The sequence below is a fragment of the Chryseobacterium gotjawalense genome (assembly GCF_030012525.1).
GTDB lineage: Bacteria > Bacteroidota > Bacteroidia > Flavobacteriales > Weeksellaceae > Kaistella > Kaistella gotjawalense.
This window is the reverse complement of the sequence record NZ_CP124855.1, coordinates 2,192,857-2,210,358: the sequence shown is the minus strand read 5'-3', so window position 1 is coordinate 2,210,358 and position 17,502 is coordinate 2,192,857. Positions and strand designations below refer to the sequence as shown.

The 17,502-nt window shown below is 35.6% G+C and carries 13 protein-coding genes; 5 read left to right on the top strand and 8 right to left on the bottom strand.

Features of this window, described 5'->3' with window-relative positions:
• Positions 1-66: 66 nt before the first annotated feature.
• The gene (rnr, locus tag QGN23_RS10070; protein WP_282904184.1) at positions 67-2,220 is read right to left on the bottom strand and encodes a ribonuclease R; all 2,154 of its coding nucleotides are present in this window, start codon (positions 2,218-2,220) and stop codon (positions 67-69) included.
• Between the two features lie 33 nt (positions 2,221-2,253).
• Positions 2,254-2,685, bottom strand: coding sequence for a ribose 5-phosphate isomerase B (rpiB, locus tag QGN23_RS10065; protein WP_282904183.1), 432 nt, complete (start codon positions 2,683-2,685; stop codon positions 2,254-2,256).
• 615 nt (positions 2,686-3,300) lie between these two features.
• Here rpiB and QGN23_RS10060 point away from each other — a divergent pair.
• On the top strand, positions 3,301-4,491 hold the full coding sequence (locus QGN23_RS10060; protein WP_282904182.1) for a phosphoglycerate kinase: 1,191 nt from the start codon (positions 3,301-3,303) through the stop codon (positions 4,489-4,491).
• Positions 4,492-4,777: 286 nt separating this feature from the next.
• Here QGN23_RS10060 and QGN23_RS10055 read toward each other — a convergent pair whose 3' ends face one another.
• The 6 genes from QGN23_RS10055 to QGN23_RS10030 form a co-directional block, all read right to left on the bottom strand.
• Positions 4,778-5,596 carry a class I SAM-dependent methyltransferase gene (locus QGN23_RS10055; RefSeq protein WP_282904181.1) on the bottom strand — a complete coding sequence of 273 codons (819 nt, stop codon included), beginning with the start codon at positions 5,594-5,596 and terminating at the stop codon, positions 4,778-4,780.
• Between the two features lie 44 nt (positions 5,597-5,640).
• A complete protein-coding gene (gene mnmG / locus QGN23_RS10050; RefSeq protein ID WP_282904180.1) occupies positions 5,641-7,500 on the bottom strand; it encodes a tRNA uridine-5-carboxymethylaminomethyl(34) synthesis enzyme MnmG in 1,860 nt (619 codons plus the stop codon).
• Between the two features lie 160 nt (positions 7,501-7,660).
• Positions 7,661-8,068, bottom strand: coding sequence for an rRNA maturation RNase YbeY (ybeY, locus tag QGN23_RS10045; protein WP_282904179.1), 408 nt, complete (start codon positions 8,066-8,068; stop codon positions 7,661-7,663).
• Between the two features lie 3 nt (positions 8,069-8,071).
• The gene (locus QGN23_RS10040; RefSeq protein ID WP_282904178.1) at positions 8,072-10,237 is read right to left on the bottom strand and encodes a patatin-like phospholipase family protein; all 2,166 of its coding nucleotides are present in this window, start codon (positions 10,235-10,237) and stop codon (positions 8,072-8,074) included.
• Positions 10,238-12,682 carry a bifunctional UDP-N-acetylmuramoyl-tripeptide:D-alanyl-D-alanine ligase/alanine racemase gene (locus QGN23_RS10035; RefSeq protein ID WP_282904177.1) on the bottom strand — a complete coding sequence of 815 codons (2,445 nt, stop codon included), beginning with the start codon at positions 12,680-12,682 and terminating at the stop codon, positions 10,238-10,240. It lies immediately after the preceding gene.
• Positions 12,679-13,269, bottom strand: coding sequence for a thymidine kinase (locus QGN23_RS10030; RefSeq protein ID WP_133439246.1), 591 nt, complete (start codon positions 13,267-13,269; stop codon positions 12,679-12,681). The genes QGN23_RS10035 and QGN23_RS10030 overlap by 4 nt, the downstream gene beginning before the upstream one ends.
• A gap of 61 nt (positions 13,270-13,330) precedes the next feature.
• On the opposite strand from QGN23_RS10030, the gene QGN23_RS10025 reads away from it, so the two are divergent.
• The 4 genes from QGN23_RS10025 (at position 13,331) to rsmI (ending at position 17,492) form a co-directional block, all read left to right on the top strand.
• Positions 13,331-14,359 (top strand): hypothetical protein, encoded by a 1,029-nt coding sequence (locus QGN23_RS10025; protein WP_282904176.1) that lies wholly within the window; start codon positions 13,331-13,333, stop codon positions 14,357-14,359.
• Between the two features lie 17 nt (positions 14,360-14,376).
• On the top strand, positions 14,377-15,753 hold the full coding sequence (locus tag QGN23_RS10020; protein ID WP_282904175.1) for a UDP-N-acetylmuramate--L-alanine ligase: 1,377 nt from the start codon (positions 14,377-14,379) through the stop codon (positions 15,751-15,753).
• 310 nt (positions 15,754-16,063) lie between these two features.
• Positions 16,064-16,525: an IS200/IS605 family transposase gene (gene tnpA / locus QGN23_RS10015; RefSeq protein WP_282904174.1), complete on the top strand. Its 462-nt coding sequence runs from the start codon at positions 16,064-16,066 to the stop codon at positions 16,523-16,525.
• Positions 16,526-16,757: 232 nt separating this feature from the next.
• Positions 16,758-17,492: a 16S rRNA (cytidine(1402)-2'-O)-methyltransferase gene (gene rsmI / locus QGN23_RS10010; RefSeq protein ID WP_282904173.1), complete on the top strand. Its 735-nt coding sequence runs from the start codon at positions 16,758-16,760 to the stop codon at positions 17,490-17,492.
• The last annotated feature ends 10 nt before the right edge of the window (positions 17,493-17,502 follow it).

The window sequence follows — 17,502 nt, the reverse complement described above, 5'->3', positions numbered from 1 at the left end:
ATAATGTTTTGAAAAAGAATTAAATTTTACTCAAATTCATTTTACAGTGAGGTGCAAAAATACAATTTACGATTCAATGATTTTGAAATCCAACTGTTTTTGGATTAAATTCGCTTTCATTACTCTAATTGTAACTTCGTCGCCCAGTTGATATTTATTACCTGTACGACTTCCGTAGACGGCGTGATTTTTGGCATCATAAGAATAAGAATCATCCATTAAATCTCTCAATTTAATAAGACCTTCCGCTCCGTTTTCAGGAATTTGCACCCAGAATCCAAAATCGGCAACTCCGGAAATAACACCGGTGAAATCTTCGCCCAAATGTTTTTCCATAAACTTAACCTGCATGAATTTAATGGAATCCCGTTCGGCATCTGATGCCAGTTTTTCCATCGAACTGCAGTGTTTGCATTTATCGTCGTATTCCTGTTTTTGTGGTGATTTACCGCCATCTAAATAATGCTGTAATAACCGGTGCGCAATTAAATCGGGATAACGGCGGATAGGAGAGGTGAAATGGGAATAATAGTCGAACCCAAGACCATAATGTCCGATAGGATCGGTAGAATAAATCGCTTTGCTCATCGAGCGCATCGCCAGGGTTTCGATCATATTTTCTTCGCCTTTTCCCTGTATATCGCTTAACAATTTGTTGAGAGATTCTGCTACTTTTTTGGTATTCGCCAGATTCATGGTATAACCAAAAGTTCCTACAAAATCACGTAACGCTTCTAATTTAGCCGGATCCGGATCTTCGTGAATTCTATAAATAAATGTATTATTGGTCGGGACTCCTTTTTTATTTAAAGAGATAAATTCCGAAACTTTTTTATTGGCAAGCAGCATAAATTCTTCAATCAGATGATTTGAATCTTTGCTCACTTTAAAATAAACCCCAATAGGTTCTCCTTTTTCATCTAAATTAAACCGGACTTCGCTGCGGTCAAAAGTAATGGCACCGTTTTCAATACGCGCTTTTCTCATGATTTTTGCAAGGCGGTCCAAGGTTAAAATTTCTTCTGCTAAATCTCCTTCCTTGGTTTCAATTCTTTCCTGTGCTTCTTCGTAAGCGAATTTACGGTCAGAATAGATGATGGTTCTTCCAAACCATTGGTTTTGGATTTCTGCTTCGTCATTTAATTCAAAGACGGCAGAAAAAGTATACTTTTCTTCATTTGGGCGAAGTGAGCAAACATCGTTACTTAAAACTTCGGGTAACATCGGAACCACACGGTCCACTAAATAAACCGAAGTAGCGCGTTTATACGCTTCTGCATCCAGGATTGTCCCGGGAACCACATAATGCGAAACATCGGCGATATGAACTCCAATTTCCCAGTTTCCGTTATCTAATTTTTGTATAGAAAGTGCGTCATCGAAATCTTTTGCATCTTTGGGGTCGATGGTAAAAGTACAGATTCCACGCATATCACGTCGTTTCGCAACCTCATGATCATGGATTCTACGGTCGATATCCTGGGCTTCTTTTTCAACATCTTCCGGAAATTCGTAAGGCAATCCGTATTCAGCTAAAATAGAGTGAATTTCTGTTTCATGTTCACCGGGTGCACCGAGTACTTTTATAATTTCACCTTCCGGATTTTTTTCTCCGGCTTTCCAGGCAATCATTTTAACAATGACTTTATCACCATCTTTCGCACCGCCAATTTTTCCCTGCGGAACAAAAATATCGGTATTGATATGTTTTTTATCGCCTACTACAAAACCGAAATCCTTATATTTAATAAATTGAAATGTTCCCACGAACTGATCGCGTTTTCTTTCAATGACTTCCAGCACAGAACCTTCTACTTTTTTCCCTTTGAAATGATAGGTGACAATAAGAACGGTATCTCCCTGTAATGCGTCTTTTACGTTTTTGGAATGTACAAAAATATCATCATCTAAACCAGCTACTTTCACATAAGCGTTTCCGGTTTGGTTAAAATCGATGGTACCGGTTAAAGTCCCTTCAATCTTAATATTAATGATGAATTTTCCTTTTTCGACTTCCTTAATTCTTTGATCTGAAAGCAGTTTATGCAACGACTGAATCACCAGTTCGCGCTGTCTGGGATTTTTGTAATCAATACCATCTGCAATTTGCTTGTAGTTATAGATTTTTCCAGATTTTTCATTCATAAAACGCAAAATCAATCGCCCGATTTCCTGCAATTTATTATTATTTTTATCTGAGAAATATTTTCCTTTTGCCATAAAGTATGGGTTGTATTTATATATAATAAAGGTTTAACAGGTCGAAATCTTTTCAACTCTGTTCTGATGTCTGCCTCCTTCGAAAGGAGTATTGAGGAAAGTGTCGACAATATCGACAGCTAATTGGCTTGCAATAAAGCGGGAAGGAAGCGCAATCATGTTCGCGTTATTATGTTGACGGGCAAGAGCGGCAAGTTCAGGCAGCCAACACAAGGCACATCTAATTTTCTGATGTTTATTGGCGGTGATAGAAACACCCTGTCCACTGCCGCAAATAAGAATTCCTAATTCATTTCTTCCCTGCTCGATAGAATCGGCAGCCGGATGCACAAAATCGGGATAATCCACAGAGTCTGGGGAATAAGTGCCGAAATCTTCTACTTCAAATTGGCCTTCCAAATGTTTTTTTATGATTTCTTTGTATTCGAAACCTGCATGATCGCATGCTATTGCTATCTTTTTCATGACTATTTTTTAAACCTCAATTTTCAGTTCATACAAATTTAAGATTATTAATATAAAAAGCATTCGATTAGTGATTAAATCTTTATATTCCATCTCTATTAAGAGAAATAGAAGTTGATTCCTATGGTTTTTAATTAAAAAGGTCAAAGAATAACTTGGGGAGAACCTATAGAATGAGTGTGGATAAGTTCCCTGAACATTGTCTTTCACATTCAGATTTAAATTCATAATGGACTATATTTTCGGATAAGCCCAAATAATCTTTTATAAAATTGTTGGACTTCAATTCCAAAGTTATTAAGATTTGGGTTATAAATATATCTCCTAAATTTTAATTACTCACAAATATGGATAAGTCGTTAAAACACCTATTAATCAACTAATTAAAATGTTAATAAAACCTGATTATTTTAACTAGTAAATGTGGTCAATTAATAAAGTTTATTTCTCCACATACTACCGAACTACAACAACACTACTCAATTTCTTTTTATATAAAAAAAAGATAATGTAGATAAGATGAGTATTTGTGAATTGTGGAATTTTAAATCGAAATTAATTTTTAATCGAGGGAATAAATAGTAAATTTGTGAAACTTAAAACGGAGAAAATTTTATGAAAACAATTAACGATTTTAACTTCAGAGACAAAAAGGTGTTGGTAAGAGTAGACTTCAATGTTCCACAGGACGCTGATTTGAAGGTAACCGACAGCACGAGAATTCAGGCGGTAAAACCTACGGTTGAAAAGATTTTGAATGATGGAGGATCGGTAATTCTGATGACGCATTTGGGGCGCCCAAAAGGTAAAGTATCAGAACAATTTTCTTTAAAAAACATCCTTCCCGAAATTGAAAAAGTTTTAGGAAAGCCGGTGAAATTTTGTTCGGACTGTATTGGTGACGAGGCAAAAAAGATGAGTGCTGACTTGCAATCGGGAGAGATTCTTTTGTTAGAAAATCTTCGTTTTCATAAAGAGGAAGAAGATGGTGATCCGGACTTTGCGAGACAATTATCAGAATTAGGAGATGCTTATGTGAATGATGCTTTTGGAACTGCGCACAGGGCGCATGCTTCGACTGCCGTTATTGCTCAGTTTTTTTCTTCAACTAAGTTTTTCGGTTTATTGATGGCTAAAGAATTAGAAGCTATTGACAGAGTATTGAAAAGTGGTGAAAAACCTATTACTGCGATTTTAGGAGGTTCTAAAGTTTCCAGTAAAATTACTATTATTGAGAATATTTTACCTGCAATTGATAATTTGATTATTGGTGGAGGAATGGCTTTTACGTTCATCAGAGCATTAGGAGGCGAAATTGGGAATTCCCTGGTAGAAGTCGATAAACAGACTTTGGCTTTAGAAATATTAGAGAAAGCCAAAGCGCAGAATGTAGCAGTTTATTTGCCGGTTGATTCCATCATTGCTGATGATTTTAATAATGATGCCGAAAGAAAAGAAGTTGATATTTTTGAAATTCCCAATGGTTGGATGGGCTTGGATGCAGGAGTTAGATCCAGAAAAATATTTCATGATGTCATTATGAATTCCAGAACTATTTTATGGAACGGTCCAATCGGCGTTTTTGAAATGCCTCATTTTGCTGCAGGAACGGTTGCTTTAGGTGACAGTATCGCGCAATCTACCAAGTTAGGAGCTTTCTCGCTTGTGGGTGGAGGTGACAGTGTGGCCTTTGTTAAGCAGTTCGGTTATGATGATAAAGTAAGTTATGTTTCAACCGGAGGAGGAGCGATGCTTGAAAGTTTAGAGGGTATGGAGCTCCCCGGAGTAAAAGCAATCAATAATTAGTTTTCAAATTAAAATTAGTTTAACATAAAAAAGTTTCCTGTAAAAAGGAAACTTTTTTTGTTTGTACTGAATTTTTTTATCGATCGGATTTTGCTGCGGTAATTTTATTTTCTTTTATTTTAAAGAATTTCAAGAAAGGAACATATTTGAATATATTTTCTGGTTGAAAAATTTTTGAAAATTTAATCTTATTAATTTTTAAATGGAAGGTAAAATTACAAAAATTGAGTTTTTTGTTCAAATTAGCCTGAAATTGACTTTCATAAATAGCTTAAAAATCGAATAACTATTTTTTTTCGATAATGTATATCAAACTGGAGTATTCGCCGGTTTTTGAAGCTTCTACGTTAGAAACCAGTCCGTAAATCATTCCTTTTAGCCAATAAAGTGGTGATTTTTTATATTTTTCGCTTAACATTGAAATGTAGAACGAGTCGAGTAGGAGAGGTTTTATTTTTTTGATTTTCCAGTATTCGTTGTTCATTAATTTTTCCATGCCCGATTTTGAAAAATGATAGAGATGTCTGGGTACATCGTAAGCGGCCCAAAATTCTTTATATTTGAGAGCATCATAGGAATTTATATTAGGAACTGCAATAATTAATAATCCATTTTGTTTCAATTTGCTGTAAAACGCGTTTAATATTTCGTCTTGATTTTCGATGTGTTCGAAAACATGCCAAAGGGTAATCGCATCTAATGATCCTTCTTTAATAAAATCAAGATTATTGATAATCTTAGTTTTGTGTACTTTTTGAATCGCGTATTTACTGGCAGATTCGCTGGGTTCAAAGCCAAATGTTTCAAAATCATCTTCAATATATTTGAGGAATTCGCCGGCACCGCAGCCGTAATCCAAAACTTTTTTATGTTTTCCTACAAAGTCAATCATAATGTTACGTTTGTAATTAAGATTGAAATTTTGTAAAAATTTATAAACGGTTTCTTTCAGAGAACCGGAATCTTGGTGGTGGGAAATATATTCTGCGCTATCATAATAGTCAGAAATATTTTGAGGTACTGGTGATGTTTTCAGAACTCCGGGAATGGCAGTTTCTTTAATTTCGAACTGTTCTTGAGTCAGAAAAAGGTCTTTAACTTTCATAGATGAGAGAGCAAGTATAATTTATAAATGTTTCACGTGAAACATTATTTTAAATAGATTAATAAAATATTAATATCAGCAGGGGACACACCGCTAATTCTTGCTGCCTGTGCAATCGTTTTTGGTCGTATTTTATTGAACTTTTGTTTCGCTTCTGCAGAGAGTGATTTTAAATTATCATAATTGAAATCGTCTGCAATCTTGATAGTTTCCAGGCGCGATAATTTGGCAACGTTATCTCTTTCTTTCTCAATATATCCTTTGTATTTAATATTGATTTCAGCCTGTTCCTTTACTTCGGTAGAATACTGTTGGGTCGCTTCTTTAATAAAATCAATTTCTTCTAATTTTGCTAAAGTCATATTTGGTCTGGTTAAAATCTGAGCTGACCTGTAGGCCTGATCGACCGCTGCGGAAGAAATACTTTCAAGGATTGGATTAATAATTCCTGGTTTTAACGAAGTATCTCGTAGAAAGCTCTCTAATTGATTACTTTTTGCAATTTTATCCTGTACTTTTATAAGTCTTTCTTCTCTTGCTAAGCCTAAATGGTAAGATTTTTCGGTGAGGCGGATATCAGCATTATCTTGTCTTAGTAACAGTCTGTATTCAGCTCTCGAAGTGAACATACGGTACGGTTCATCAGTTCCTTTTGTGATGAGATCATCGATTAAAACGCCAATGTAGGCTTCGTCTCGGCTTAAAGTAAAAGCTTCTTTTTCATAGACTTTATTATGTGCGTTGATTCCTGCAATTAATCCTTGTCCTGCTGCTTCTTCATAGCCCGTTGTTCCATTAATCTGACCAGCAAAGTAAAGGTTTTCGATGAGCTTTGTTTCTAAAGTATGATTTAACTGAGTAGGAGGGAAGTAATCATATTCAATAGCATAACCTGGGCGAAATACTTTCGCATTTGCAAAGCCGGGAATGTGTCGCATTGCTTTAATCTGAATATCTTCCGGGAGTGAAGAACTGAAACCGTTTACGTAAATTTCAACCGTTCTCCATCCTTCCGGTTCTACAAATAACTGATGGCGCTCCCGCTCAGCAAAACGATTGATTTTATCTTCAATACTTGGGCAATATCTTGGTCCTATACTTTGAATGGTACCGTTGAACATTGGACTTCTGTCAAATCCTTCACGTAGTATTTCATGTACGGTTTCATTCGTGTAAACGATATGACAGCTCATCTGTTTGGTTAATTTTGGGCTTTCCAGATAAGAGAAGTTTTTAGGATTTTCGTCTCCTTTTTGTTCTTCCATTTTCGAGTAGTCCAGTGACCTTCCGTCCACTCTGGGAGGAGTTCCAGTTTTCATTCGGCCTGATTCAAAACCGAGAGTAACCAATTGTTCTGTGATACCGAAGGCGCGAGGTTCTCCCATTCTGCCGCCACCCAATTGTTTATCACCAACGTGAATTAATCCATTTAGAAATGTTCCGTTGGTTAATACTACAGATTTTCCTCTTATTTGAAGGCCTAAAGAAGTGATCACACCTGCAACTCTGTTATTTTCGATAATCAAGCTTTTCACCATATCTTGGAAAAAATCCAGATTTGGCGTTTTTTCAAGGGCAATTCTCCATTCTTCTGCAAATAGCATTCTATCATTTTGTGTTCTTGGAGACCACATTGCAGGACCTTTAGAAAGATTAAGCATTTTGAATTGGATTGCAGATTTGTCTGCAATGATTCCAGAATAACCACCCATGGCATCTATTTCGCGAACAATCTGTCCTTTTGCAATTCCGCCCATTGCTGGATTACAAGACATTTGTCCGATGGTCTGCATGTTCATTGTTATCAATAAGGTTTTGGAACCAAGGTTGGCTGCAGCAGCTGCTGCTTCTGAACCAGCGTGTCCAGCGCCTACTACAATAACGTCGTATATTTCGTTTATCATTTTGATGTGTTAAATGTTTCACGTGAAACATTAATAAATTTTGGTTAAAATTTCTGCACTTTAGCCCCGATGGAAGCGGCATCCTATTGTGTAGCCTTTCGGCTGGCTCAAGGCAGGCCAAGGCGGAACAATAGATATAGCGGACAGCGGGATTAAGCTTCTAAAAAATATTTAGATAGAAATCTTCTTTATTGCGCATTTCGGATTTTTCTTCGTCTGTTTTATCCTTATATCCACACAGATGAAGAAGTCCGTGGGCTAAAACTCTGTGTAGTTCTGAATTGAAATCTTTTTGATGCGATATCGCATTGTCAGAAATGCGGGGCAAAGATACAAAAATATCTGCCGAAATAGTTTTGCCTTTCACATAGTCGAACGTGATGATGTCGGTGTAATAATCGTGTTGCAGGAAATCCCGGTTTACTTTAAGCAATCCTTCATCCGATAAGAAAATGTAGTTTATTTTGCCAACTTTCTTTTCTTCTAAAGTAATAAGTTTTGTTAACCACTCACTCGTTTTGGTGGTGATTTCTATTGGATCAACGTCTTCAAAGAAATACTGTATCATAATTTAAAACCAATGTCCCAGAATTATGCTGAAAATCCCGTTTCTATTTTTTAATGGTTGACTGTAATTAATTTTTATTTGTCCGAAAGGTGATTTATAACCTGCCGTAAGTCCTGCTGAGGATTCTGATATATGGAAAATATCATCAACATTATGGTTATCAAAAAGGTTAGCAAATGAAATATTGGTATCTATATAATAGTTTTTTGCCACCCTGAACTGAAGTATATTTGATGAACTTAATATGTTTCTGCCAATAACCTCACCGAATTGATACCCTTGAAAACTTACTAAATTACCTAAATTTTGCTCAAATATACCTCCTAAACGATAATTATAATAGGGACTTAAATTATCACCTATTGTAAATCCTCCAACTAAGCCAAGACGGTAAGTAAGCCAGGAATTGATAGGAAAATTTAACTGCGTAGTTATTTTTGCCTGCAATGTTTTGCCATCGTCGTACTTATGCAGGATGTCCAAAACTTTTCCTTCTACACTCAATAAAAAACCTTTGGTAGGAAAACTCCGGTCATCCTGAGTATCACTTTTAATGAAAGCATAGGCATTGATATAATTCTCAGATGCGGTAAAGTCTGAACTTCCAAAGGGTTTAGATTCAAAATAATCATTACTTAAGCCAGCACCGACCGCGTATTTATCGCGCCAAATCGATTGAATAAATATTTCATTTCGAAACCAGTTCCACTTATCATAAATATTACCTGCTTCATCGTTTAGTTCCAATGATAACCCTGATGCATAAACACCCAGGCCCGGAATGTAACCATTGTCGATAAAATAATTAAAATAATACCGCGGTCGGTCGCCTACTACAACATCCAGAGAAACGGTTGAATTTCGGAATAAAAGTCTTTTGGCTGTGGCATTAAGCATTAATCCGGTTTTGAAAATTTCATCATAATGCAATCCAAAACGTAAAAAGAAGCGCGTGTCATCTTCTGTAACATATAATTTCAGATAATTTTTATTATCCTGCTGAACGATATCATAATTGATTAAACGGTAGTTATTTGTCGCATATAATTTATCTATCATTTTGTTGATTCCGCCATAAGTTTGAAGGGAAGGAACCTTTAAATTCATTTTACCTAAGACATAATTCTCTTTAAAAATATAGCCATTAAAAAGAATGAGGCTATCGATTTTATAGATGTTAGAATAGATGGTACTCATGGGTGCGCGCAGCAATTGTTGGTCTTTTTTTGGCAATAATGAAAGGGTCTGCATGTATTTCTGGGCCTCTACGTAACCGGAATCAAGAATGGCTTTTTTAGCATCGTAACTGGTTGCTCCCATCCCTTCTAAATTTGGATGAATATTGATGTCTGTATAATTGTACTGGATTTTTGTTTCTTTTTGAATTCCGAAATCAATCACCTGATTTAATATTGAAATTGCAGATTGTAAATCTTTCCGACTGGCTAATCCCTGGCTCAAATCTACTCCAATGACGATATCGATCCCCTTGTCTTTTAATGGTTGAGATGGATAGTTAATGGTCATTGCTCCATCAATATATAGAGAGTCCCCAATTTTTACCGGATCCATTAAAGACGGAAAAGCAGAACTGGCCATAATAGCAGTTACCAGATCGCCGCTTTCAAAGAGCTTCATATCTCCACTTTCAAGATTCGTAGCCACACACATAAAAGGAATCGGTAACTTAGAGAAATCGGTGATGGTAGAAACGTTTTTAAAGAGTTCTTTCAGCAGATAGATATTCTTTTGACCCGTAGAAATGGCTTTTGGCAAAACGTTTATTTTCCCATTTTTTATAGGGACTGTTAAAATGTAATTATCCACCGATTTATTAAAAAAAGTAGTTTCCTGCCTCGTTTTTTCATTAGCAAGAATCGAATAAAAGTCGGTGTCCATCACTATTTTTTCGATTTCTTTTCCGGTATAACCAGAAGCATATAGTCCCCCAACAATAGCGCCCATACTCGTTCCGGAAATGTAATCGACCTTCACGCCTAAAGAATCCAGAACCTTTAAAACACCAATATGCGCAAATCCTTTTGCTCCGCCACCTGAAAGAGATAAACCAATCTTGGGATTACGAGGGATAGTAAAGCCTTCCTTAATCTGTGCATTTAAAGAAATGTTCAGAAAAAGAAATAATAAATAGATGAGAGATTTTTTCATTTAATCTTTGATATAAATGCGTTTAACGCGTCTTGATATTGAAGTTAGAACTTCATAAGAAATTGTTTTACAATAGGCGGCAAAGTCTTCGAGCGATGGATTGGAGTTAAAGATAATAACTTCTTCACCTTCTTTCGCTACGAAATCTCCTATGTCGATCATCATCATATCCATACAGACATTCCCAACAATTGGGAAAAGTTTGTTTCGAATTCCTACAAAACCGGCATTATTTCCTATTAATCTTGGAATTCCATCTGCATAACCAACGGGAATTGTAGCGATATTAGTATTCTGCAATGCTTTAAACTTTCGGTTATAACCCACTGATTCGCCTTTATTTACAAGCGATATTTGGGAAATAACGGTCTTAAAAGTAACTGCACTTTTCAACTGCTTTTTAATTTCCGCATTGGCAGAAATCCCCACCATTCCAATCCCAATCCGAACCATATCGAATTGATAATCAGAGAAATTGACAATTCCTGAAGTATTAAGAATATGTCTGATTGGCTGATCCTTCAAACCTTGAATAAGTGCCAGCGAATTTTCATTAAAGATATGAATTTGTTCTAAAGTATATTCGTTTTCCTGATCATCATCAGATGAAGATAAATGACTGAAAATAGACTTTACTTTTACGTTCATTGAGTTCAACTTTTCAATGAGCAGACCCAATTCATCTTTCTTAAAACCAAGACGGTGCATTCCCGTCTCTAATTTGATATGGATAGGATATCGATGCTGAATTCCCTTCTGAATCAGCTTTTCATTAAACAGTTCGAGCACCCGAAAACTATAAATTTCCGGTTCCAGATTATAATCGATGATGATATTGTAACTGTGCTGTTCCGGATTCATTACCATAATCGGCGTTGTAATACCGTTTTTTCGTAAATCTACGCCTTCATCTGCATAAGCTACACCTAAATAATCGATGTGATGATGCTGCAAAAATTCCGCAATTTCGTAACCGCCTAAGCCATAAGAATACGCTTTTACCATCGCCATCATTTTGGTTTCAGGTTTCAGTAATGCTTTATGAACATTAATGTTGTGAAGGATCGAATTTAAATTTACTTCTAAGACGGTGTCATGTTTCTGTAACTCCAGATAAGATTTTACTTTATCGATTTCAAACTTCCGTGCACCTTTGAGTAAAATTAAATGATCTTCTATTTGGTTAAGATATACGTTATCAATAAGTTCTGATGTGTTACTAAAAGTAAAAGTTTTCGCATCAAATAACCTTTCCAGTTTAGTGATTTCATTGCCGATTAGAAAGACGGAATTAAAATTTTGCTCATTGGTTAGAGAAGCAACTTCCTGATATAGCTGGTCGGCGTTTTTACCTTCCACAAAATCGGTCAGAATTAAAACTTTATTCGGTTTTTTATATTCATTAATATGTTGAAAGGCAATTTTCAAAGAATCCAGATCAAGATTGAAAGAATCATTGATAATGAGATTATCCCGAATTCCATTCACGCTTTCCAGGCGCATTTCAACTGATTTCAAAGAATTCAACTTCTCTACAATTTTGGAATTATCAAAACCGAAGTCTTTCAAAACTGAAATCACACACAAAACATTGCTTATTGTAGCTTCATCTCTTTGATTGATAGGAACAGAAAATTCTTCTTCAAAATATTGAATTAAAACCTCTTGGGACTTGTCTTTCCAATCATTTTTAATAAAGACGTTATTGCGGTTTTTAAAGCCAAATGAGATTAATTTTTTACTTGAATAACGGTCAGTTATTTTATTATAAACCAATTCATTATCTCCATTAAAAATGATTGTTTCTGAATTTTCAAATAATTTAATTTTTTCGTCGATAAGTTCTTCAACAGAATTAAAATTTGAAGAATGTGCAGAACCGATGTGGGTAAGAATTCCGATTTGTGGCGGGAAAATAGCTTCAAGTATTATCATTTCGCCAGGTTTTGAAATTCCCGCTTCAAAAATTCCTAACTGATGTTTTTTATTAATTTCAAGCAAAGAGAGCGGAAGACCCAACTGAGAATTGAAACTCTTCGGACTTTTCACCGTCGCATAATCATGAAACAACGATTGATAAAGCCATTCTTTAACAATCGTTTTACCGTTACTGCCCGTAATTCCGATTGTTTTTAGGTCAAATTGTTTAAGATGATATTTCGCGATTTTTTGGAGAAATTTTATAGAATTATCAACAATAATCCAGGTGATATTTTGATATTGTGGAAAATGATGTTCAGAAATGATAATGTCAATTCCCTTTTCTATAGCAGACTGAATATACTTTTCACCCGAATTTTTTGAAGTATTGATTGCAAGAAATGCAGTATCAGTAACCGAGAATAAAGTTCTGCTGTCGTACGCTATATTTTTAATATGCAGATTTTCGTCACCAATTAATTGGGATCCTGTAATTTCTGCAATTTGTTTGGTCGTGTAATTCATTTTTTTTCGTTGTTCAGAAACTCTTCATTGAAAACTTTTCTGCTTACGGCTTCATAACTTTCAGTTTCACCCAACTGCACCAAATCTGTATTGGTAGAGGTTCTCATAGAATGGTTGGCGAGATTTCCGGTTCTTTTGCAGATGGCGTGCACTTTCGTCACATATTCTGCGGTCGCCATTAAGTTCGGTATTGGACCAAAAGGTCTGCCCATAAAATCCATATCCAAACCGGCTATAACAACACGTATTCCGCTGTTGGCCAATTTGTTGGCAACTTCTACAATACTTTCGTCGAAAAACTGAGCTTCATCAATTCCCACCACATCGCAGTTAGATCCTAGTAATAAAATTTCGCTTGGACTTTCTACAGGAGTGCTGCGGATTTTATTCTGATTGTGAGAAACCACGTCTTCATCCGCATATCTTGTGTCCAGTTTTGGTTTAAAGATTTCTACGTTTTGTCCTGCCATTTCTGCACGCCGTAACCGCCGGATTAACTCTTCAGTTTTTCCCGAAAACATCGAGCCGCAGATAACTTCCATCCAGCCGCTTTGTTTTGCGTGATTTATTGTATTTTCTAAAAACATTTGTTAATTTAGCCGTAAGATTTAAAAGCCCAAAATTACGGAAATTTAATAAGATTCTGATATGCAAAGTCTCCAAGATATACACGATAAAATTTTTTTTGAAACCAAAACAATTCTCGAAACACTCTGTAAAATTAATTCAAAAGATGAACTTCTGGCGAAACAGGATTTATTTACCGAAGTGACAGACAGAATCGCTTTTTTAAGAATTTTAGAAAAAAATGAGGACAGTTTTGCCCGGATTTTAAGTGATGAAAGTACAGACAACCAATTTATTAATGAAAATAAAGTAATCGGTGAGAAAACTGTACCTGTTGAATTTGACGAAAATGATTTCGCCGATGATACTATTGAAGAAGAAGTAATGTTCACTAATGAACTGAATGATTTCGAAGATGAAATTAAGACCGAAGAGAAAACGGTCAATAATCCATTCCATTCTGAAAGTATCGAAAAGCAAAATGATGAAATTCAAATAGACACCATTTCTGAATCAGATTTATGGAGTGAAGAAGAAATCCCTTTAATTATTGAACATCAGGAAGCTGATTATGCAGAGAGAGTTGCGCAGAAAGAAAGAGATTTAGAGGAAATGGAGGAACGGAGAAGAAAAATCGTTCAATTCAGTAAACACGAATCTTTACCTGAAGATACCACTGAAATTCCCGAAGATAAAGGAGAAAGTCCACACCAACAAGCTGAGAAAAAATTCAAGCTCGCAAATATCAAAGGCCTGAAAATGGTTCAACAATTATTTGATATTGATTCTTTAGAAGAGGAAATTGAAATTAAAGACCACCAAAGTGATGAAGGAAGTTTAGTGAAATCGAATGTTAAAACAGATTTTATGCAGGCCGAAAGAAAAAAAACTGAATTCAAACTCGACCTTAATGATAAAGTAGCATTCGCCAAAAGTTTATTTGCCGGCAATGAGGAAGAATTAAAATCAACCATCGAAAAACTAAACAGTTTCGATACTTTGGACGAAGCAAAACAATATCTAAGCGAAATTTATTACCGGAAAGACTGGAGTAAAGTTGACGAATACGCACAACGACTTTGGAATTTGGTAGAAAATAAATTTATGTAAGCCCTGAAACTTTGAATATGATAAAAAATATAGCAGATTTCCAAAATGTTTTTTTCATCGGCGTTGCGGGAGTCGGGATGAGCGCCATTGCTCAATATCTAAAAGGAAATGGAAAAGAAGTTTCCGGAAGCGACCGCTATTTTCATCCCGGCGAATACAACAAAACCAAGGAACAGTTAGAAGCTGAAGGCATCAATTGTTTTCTGCAAGACGGAAGCGGAATCACTGAAAAAACTGATTTAATAGTTGTTTCTACCGCCATTGAAGACTCTGTTTATGAAGTTCAAAAAGCCAAAGAACTCGGAATCCCAATAATTAAAAGAAGCGAACTGTTATCGATTATTGCTGAAAGTAAAAAAACAATTGCTGTTGCCGGAACTTCAGGAAAATCAACCACTTCGGCGATGTTATATCAAATTTTACTTGATGCTCAATTTGAGCCGAGTATTATTTCTGGCGCAGGTTTAACAAGCATTATCAAAGAAGGGAAAATAGGAAATGCTGCGGTTGGAAAAGGGGAATGGTTAATCATCGAAGCCGATGAAAGTGATGGTTCCGTGGTTCAATATAAACCAGAAATTGGCTTGCTTTTAAACATCGATAAAGATCACCAGGAAATTGATGAACTGATAGAATTATTCACCATTTTTAAAAACAACACAAAGGGTTTATTCGTTGTAAATCAATCGAATACATTAGCGAAAACTTTGTCGGCAAATCCTGGAAATGATTTTGGTTTTGAAGATGAAAACGCAGGATATTCTGCCAAAAATTTCAATCAAGATGGTTTTCATTTAAATTTCCAAGTTTTAAATCAACATTTTGAAATGAATTCCATTGGGAGACATTCCGTGGAAAATGCAACGGCAGCAATTGCAGTCGCGCATCAAATTGGAATTGATTTAAAAACTTGTGCCAAAAGTTTAGCGAAATATGAAGGAATTTACCGTCGCCATCAGATCCTTGGACAGAAAAATGGCGTTTGGGTGATTGATGATTACGCGCACAATCCAGCGAAATGTGCCGCTTCGATTAAAGCTTGTCAACCTTTGGCGGAGAAAGTGATTGCGTGGTTTCAACCACACGGTTATGGACCAACTCGGTTTTTGAAAAATGATTTTATTGAAGAAATTTCGGAAGCATTACGACCGCAGGATGAAATCTGGATGAGCGAAATTTTCTACGCTGGCGGAACCGCGGTCAAAGATATTTCAGCCAATGACTTGATCGAAGGAATTAAAGCAAAAGGTAAAAATGCCCATTTTATAGATGACAGAAATCAATTGCTGGAAGCGCTGAAACCGGAATTAAAACCCGGAACAGTTTTGTTGTTAATGGGTGCGAGAGATCCTGGTTTAGAGCATTTTTGCAAAGAATTGTTTGATAATCTGTAATGTTTACGGGATCAATCAATTACAATTTTGCTCAGTTTTGAGATTAAAATATAAACAGAACCCTGAGATTAAAATCTCAGTCAAAAATATCGGCCGTTGCTCCGCAACTCATCATCCAGTCGCAGCGCGACGGCCGATATTACAGCGTTGGAATTTATTCCAACGTGCATTATCGATATAAACCGATATAAACACGCATCGGAATTTATTCCAACGCGCATAATGCGTAATGCCGTTAATACCATTGGAATTTATTTGATGCAATAAAATTTATTCCATCGCGAAATTATAATTTTAAAATGTTTTCAATATGCCAAACACTTATGTAAAATTATATGTGCAGACGGTTTTTTCTGTAAAATATAGGAAGGCTTTAATTGAGGAGCATTTTAAAAAAGAATTATTTGCGGTAGTAGGTAATCTGATCAATGAAACAGGATGCCAAACAATCATTGTAAATGGAGTAGAAGATCATATTCACTGTTTCTTTTCTTTGAAATCCGCAATTTCGCTTTCTGAGGTGATGAAAAGTGTAAAAGCAAAATCTTCAAAATGGATTAATGAAAGTGGATTTTTAAACGAGCGGTTTGAATGGCAGAGAGGATTCGGTGGATTTAGTTACAGCCAGACTGCCATCAGCAATGTTTATAAATACATTCAGAATCAGGAAGAACATCACAAAAAGGAAAACTTTAAGACTGAATATCACAAACTTATAAAGGAATTTGAAGTTGAATATGATGAAAATTATTGGTTTGAAGATTTAATTTAAAGAATAGATTAATTTTGCCGGAGATTTATAATTAAAGATAAATATCCAAACCCTGAGATTAAAATCTCAGTCAAAATATCGGCCGTTGCTCCACAACTCCTCATCCAGTCGCAGCGCGACGGCCGATATTAAAGCGTTGGAATTTATTCCAACGAATATGAGCATCGGAATTTATCCCAACACAAATTAAGATAAAATGTTGGAATTCATTCCCATAGAAAAAAAATAAAAAATGAGCGGACTCCTATATTTTGTTCCAACACCGATTGGGAATTTAGAAGACATGACTTTCAGAGCGGTAAAAATTCTGAAAGAAGTCGATTATATTTTATGTGAAGATACCCGGACTTCGGGCTTTCTTTTGAAGCATTATGAAATATCTAAACCACTAAAATCGTATCATTTACATAATGAACATCAAACCACGCAGAAAGTAATTGACGATTTAAAAAACGGACAAAATATTGCCATTATTACCGATGCGGGAACACCTGGAATTTCAGATCCAGGTTATTTGTTGGCAAAAGCAGTTTCCGATCAGAAATTAGAAATGCAGTGTTTACCGGGAGCAACAGCTTTTGTTCCGGCTTTGGTGGTTTCGGGATTGCCGAATAATGAGTTTTTATTTGCAGGATTCTTACCCCAAAAAAAAGGAAGACAAACGAAATTAAAACAACTCGCAGAAGAGAAAAAAACCATCGTTTTGTACGAAAGTCCACATAAAATAAATACGACTTTAGAACAGATTAAAGAATTTTTTGGGGAAGAGACGAAAGTAAGTTTAAGCCGTGAAATATCCAAGAAATTTGAAGAAACTAAAAGAGGCAATATCAATGAGTTAATTGAGTTTTCCAAAAGTAAAACTTTAAAAGGGGAAATTGTTTTAGTTATCAATAATGTTGACACGAAAGAAGATGAAGACGAAAAACCTTTGTCTAAAAATAAATACAAAAACCTAGAAAAATAAACGAAAGAAT

Bases quoted from the DNA above. Each gene is read 5' to 3' on its own strand.
- rpiB (WP_282904183.1), bottom strand. From the start codon at position 2,685: ATGAAAAAGATAGCAATAGCATGCGATCATGCAGGTTTCGAATACAAA.
- tnpA (WP_282904174.1), top strand. From the start codon at position 16,064: ATGCCAAACACTTATGTAAAATTATATGTGCAGACGGTTTTTTCTGTA.
- QGN23_RS10055 (WP_282904181.1), bottom strand. From the start codon at position 5,596: ATGAAAGTTAAAGACCTTTTTCTGACTCAAGAACAGTTCGAAATTAAA.
- QGN23_RS10035 (WP_282904177.1), bottom strand. From the start codon at position 12,682: ATGAATTACACGACCAAACAAATTGCAGAAATTACAGGATCCCAATTA.
- QGN23_RS10030 (WP_133439246.1), bottom strand. From the start codon at position 13,269: ATGTTTTTAGAAAATACAATAAATCACGCAAAACAAAGCGGCTGGATG.
- QGN23_RS10040 (WP_282904178.1), bottom strand. From the start codon at position 10,237: ATGAAAAAATCTCTCATCTATTTATTATTTCTTTTTCTGAACATTTCT.
- rsmI (WP_282904173.1), top strand. From the start codon at position 16,758: ATGAGCGGACTCCTATATTTTGTTCCAACACCGATTGGGAATTTAGAA.
- ybeY (WP_282904179.1), bottom strand. From the start codon at position 8,068: ATGATACAGTATTTCTTTGAAGACGTTGATCCAATAGAAATCACCACC.
- QGN23_RS10020 (WP_282904175.1), top strand. From the start codon at position 14,377: ATGATAAAAAATATAGCAGATTTCCAAAATGTTTTTTTCATCGGCGTT.
- QGN23_RS10060 (WP_282904182.1), top strand. From the start codon at position 3,301: ATGAAAACAATTAACGATTTTAACTTCAGAGACAAAAAGGTGTTGGTA.
- QGN23_RS10025 (WP_282904176.1), top strand. From the start codon at position 13,331: ATGCAAAGTCTCCAAGATATACACGATAAAATTTTTTTTGAAACCAAA.
- rnr (WP_282904184.1), bottom strand. From the start codon at position 2,220: ATGGCAAAAGGAAAATATTTCTCAGATAAAAATAATAATAAATTGCAG.
- mnmG (WP_282904180.1), bottom strand. From the start codon at position 7,500: ATGATAAACGAAATATACGACGTTATTGTAGTAGGCGCTGGACACGCT.